This window comes from Escherichia sp. MOD1-EC5189 (genome assembly GCF_002966045.1).
Lineage (GTDB): Bacteria > Pseudomonadota > Gammaproteobacteria > Enterobacterales > Enterobacteriaceae > Escherichia > Escherichia coli_F.
In genome coordinates, this window is record NZ_PTRX01000069.1 from 1 (window position 1) to 3,513 (window position 3,513).

The window sequence follows — 3,513 nt, forward strand, 5'->3', positions numbered from 1 at the left end:
ATTGGATTTCTCATCCGTCTTGATCTGTCCGATGACCAGACTGTGCATTGTTGAGAACGCACTAATGACATGAATCGCTCCCCTGCGGCGACTCTTGTCATAAGAGTGCCGGAGCGTTTTTCCATCAATTGCAATGACGCCTTTATCATCTGAAGAATGGCAGTCACGCATCCAGTTAATAAAGCACTCGTGAAATTTTGCAGGACTGATACAGGATACAACTCTGGCAATGGTATCGTGAACAGGAATACCATTTTCAAAATCACCATATTGCTTCAAAAAATCGAGATGTGTTTCCCCAAAATCCTCTATATCTTCCCAACCTTCTGCACCCGAAATAACGGCGCAAATAGTCAACAGTAGAATATCCGATAATTTATGTTCCACTTTCCAGGCTTGTCTGTAATCGGGAATAACAGAAATATGTTCCATCAATTTTTTAAGTACCATTTTGTTCTCCTTAATTATGTAAGGAGTATTTGATCATGTATAAGCAATAAAAAAACAGCTTCAGGTAATGAGGAATATCTCAATTTTTAAACATAAAATGCGAATTGTTTAGTACAAAAAAGCAGCGTTACGTGATCTTTACCTGAACCCAAGAGAGGGTCTATCCAACTTAATGGATTCGGTGCATACTGATATAAGTTTAACCCGCCCTTTAACCCTATCAGGTCAGTACACAGATATTACCACGTCTCGCAGTCATAGTACCGGAACCGATGATAGTACAGTCCCGCATCATGCTATTAAAGACAAAGTAGTGCGATGATATGTGTTATCCATCAATTATTTTTATAAAATCATATATTATCTTCCTGTTGCAGGAATTGATTATAAAAAGATAGCTTTTTATCTAAAAATAAAAAAGGCGGGAAGATCTTAATTAGACCTTCCCGATATTCTCACTCAAAATCTATATCATAAAACGTATATTTAATGTTTTTTATAAAATCTATAATCTGGAGAAATCTGTCATCTATACTTTGATGAGTTAGACAATCTCTCTCCAATTCATTTATAATAATTAAGCAATCCTTGTCCTTATCATCCATTGCGTCATAAAATTCCTGATTACATATCTCAAACATTCTCGATAAAATCCAATCGGATATACCTTTATTTAATGATTCAATATTACCAGGAATATGATTGGTTGCATTAACCAACAAAAAACCTCGGTATGATAAATCATCACCTAATAGAAAATAAAGATCATCAGAAATAAGTGTTTTATGATAAATTAACGATGAGTCAGTTGTTACAATTAAAGTATTTTCTTCAGTTGAAAAGGAAGCTGTATCTTGAATAGTCACATTATTTGCAAATTTATCGATACAGTCTGATAATTTTATATCATGCAAATTACTAGCATCAATTAACTTATGTTCATGTGGACTACAAAAATAAGATGGTATGCTTAGTAATAAAAATGATAGCGCTTTGGTTTCTTTATCGATTAAAAACCAATCTAGCGAATCCATCTCACTAAAATTACTACTTCCAAAAAATTTTCTTATGTCTTTTTCCAGCTCATAGATGTCACCATACTGACTTTTCATCGAGATATTAAAATGAGCAAGATCCCAAAAAATAGATTTCATCGTTAACCTCAAAATGCTATAGCCGTTGCAGGAGGTAAGAATCCACCACCAGGGGTCGGAATTTGTCCATTTATAATCATGCTATCAGTTATTGGTAGCCCAGGATCGCTAGCTCGCCCACCATAAATAGCCGCGCCGCTATCACCTCTTGGCCCTGAAGAACCATAAGATGTAATCGCTTGCCCTTTAACCGCTCCTGCCTTATTACCCGCCAGAATAACAATATCCCCATCCTTGGCAAAAATAATATTATTATTGCCGCCAGAGGAAACATATACACCATCAGGATTTTTAATTATTTCCAGCATTCTTTGCTCCGAAAGTCTACCGTGATATCCCTTGGGAGATACTTTCCCGGGAGCGATTTTCGGGATTTTTCCATCAATTGCCCTCTCTTGAATTTTATTCGCTAGCTTAGCATGAGGGCACTTAGCTAACCCAAGAGGGTCTATCCAACTTAATGGATTCGGTGCATACTGATATAAGTTTAACCCGCCTCTCAGCCCTATCGGGTCAAATCACGCAGTCTAATCGAAGTCCGGATCGTACTGTCAGTTTCGTATATACATCACTAAAACCATCACGTCATAGTTCATACGCTACCGCCATACCCTGATAAAGATAAGCTATCTGCACGAAGTTTATTTTACTATCTAATCAGCAGGTTAAATACAAAAATATTATTTCCAAAACACAGCGTCGCTGTACCGTGGGTTATCTGCCCAACCGCAGCGACACGCCGGTGATCAAAATCAGCGCCAAATGGCTGAGAGAAGCGGGATTTGAGAGCGGCACGGGCGTTACCGTGAAGATCTCGGAAGGGTGCCTGATCCTGCTTGCGGATAACAACGAAGTACAGGAACTGCGCAGGGAACTTTATCATTTTAAACAGTCAGTTAAGGGGATGCAGGTCGGGATGTTTAGTGTGCTGAACGAGAGTTAAATAATAAAAAAGCCGGAATAAAATATATTTCCGGCTTTTTACTCACTTAAATAGGTGATGCTTTATATACTAGAACATGAACGAATTACTTTTTTTGTAAAAACATCAATATATACACAAAAATCATCTTGAACTAACTCATATTCGCTTGCATTTTCCGGTGTGATTTTTACAGGAAAAAAATGGATCATGAGTTCTTTTTTATGCGTGTTTAAATATTCCTTTTGAAATATAGAAACATTACACTCAACTATATCAAAATTATTACGAATTGCTTCATTAACAGCAATTAGAAAGCATTCAAAAACAGATGATTCTAATTCATACAGGACATCAATTTTTTCACTCTGGATACGCATTATACCTCCTATTAAATTATTATGGTAATTCACTAACGGATATAGAGTTATTTCCCATAACTTTAAATGTACCGCTCGGAGTACCGAGATAGCTACTATCATACGTTGGATGCTGTATTCCTAAACCTCGGTGAACATTAATGTCTTGTAAAGAAAATGAATCGCTATTCCAATGATCTCCTGATTGCCCCGTACGGTTGAAATTTACGTCCGAATAATCACCGTGTGTATGATATTGACCAACGATAGTCGCATCTTTAGGCATTCTACTTGAAGATGCGTTCATCGAAGGCGCTGTTCTACCTTTGCCTAAACGACCGCGTGTATATCCATAAGAACCATCTTTAGCTCTGTATATAATTCCGCCATATTCTCTGTTTTTAAATATAGACATCGGGTTATATTTATTTAACGCAGCTCTCGCGGCATCATCCGCACTTGAAAAACCACCAGTACATTTTCTTAATCCAAGCGGATCGATCCACCCCAACGGATTAGGCGCATATTGATAGAGATTTATTCCCCCCGCCAGCCCTATCGGGTCCGTTACCATGAACCGCCCGACATCCGGATCATAGTACCTGTGCAGATTGTAATGCAGCCCTGT

Annotated in this window: 6 protein-coding genes and 1 pseudogene; 1 reads left to right on the plus strand and 6 read right to left on the minus strand. The window is 37.7% G+C overall.

What is annotated here, in order from left to right:
• The 4 genes and pseudogenes from ATB02_RS25315 to ATB02_RS27165 all read right to left on the minus strand — a co-directional run.
• Positions 1-450: ISAs1 family transposase (locus tag ATB02_RS25315; protein WP_123059870.1), on the minus strand; the 450-nt coding region annotated here is incomplete at its 3' end.
• 455 nt (positions 451-905) lie between these two features.
• Complete coding sequence (locus ATB02_RS25320) at positions 906-1,604, minus strand: hypothetical protein (protein ID WP_105272389.1); 699 nt, start codon at positions 1,602-1,604, stop codon at positions 906-908.
• An 8-nt stretch (positions 1,605-1,612) separates the two neighbouring features.
• On the minus strand, positions 1,613-1,912 hold the full coding sequence (locus tag ATB02_RS26825) for a hypothetical protein (protein WP_241957651.1): 300 nt from the start codon (positions 1,910-1,912) through the stop codon (positions 1,613-1,615).
• Between the two features lie 116 nt (positions 1,913-2,028).
• Positions 2,029-2,119 (minus strand): annotated as a pseudogene (locus ATB02_RS27165) (RHS repeat-associated core domain-containing protein); the annotation flags it as partial.
• A 167-nt stretch (positions 2,120-2,286) separates the two neighbouring features.
• Here ATB02_RS27165 and ATB02_RS25330 point away from each other — a divergent pair.
• Positions 2,287-2,547, plus strand: a complete 261-nt coding sequence (locus ATB02_RS25330; RefSeq protein ID WP_274540905.1) for a SymE family type I addiction module toxin — start codon at positions 2,287-2,289, stop codon at positions 2,545-2,547.
• Between the two features lie 62 nt (positions 2,548-2,609).
• Here the strand turns inward: ATB02_RS25330 and ATB02_RS25335 are convergent, their stop codons facing one another.
• Together ATB02_RS25335 and ATB02_RS25340 are read right to left on the minus strand one after the other, a co-directional pair.
• Positions 2,610-2,906 (minus strand): hypothetical protein, encoded by a 297-nt coding sequence (locus ATB02_RS25335; protein ID WP_105272391.1) that lies wholly within the window; start codon positions 2,904-2,906, stop codon positions 2,610-2,612.
• Positions 2,907-2,925: 19 nt separating this feature from the next.
• The coding region (locus tag ATB02_RS25340; protein ID WP_123059871.1) for an RHS repeat-associated core domain-containing protein at positions 2,926-3,513 on the minus strand (588 nt) is incomplete at its 5' end.

Bases quoted from the DNA above. Each gene is read 5' to 3' on its own strand.
- ATB02_RS25320 (WP_105272389.1), bottom strand. From the start codon at position 1,604: ATGAAATCTATTTTTTGGGATCTTGCTCATTTTAATATCTCGATGAAA.
- ATB02_RS25335 (WP_105272391.1), bottom strand. From the start codon at position 2,906: ATGCGTATCCAGAGTGAAAAAATTGATGTCCTGTATGAATTAGAATCA.
- ATB02_RS26825 (WP_241957651.1), bottom strand. From the start codon at position 1,912: ATGCTGGAAATAATTAAAAATCCTGATGGTGTATATGTTTCCTCTGGC.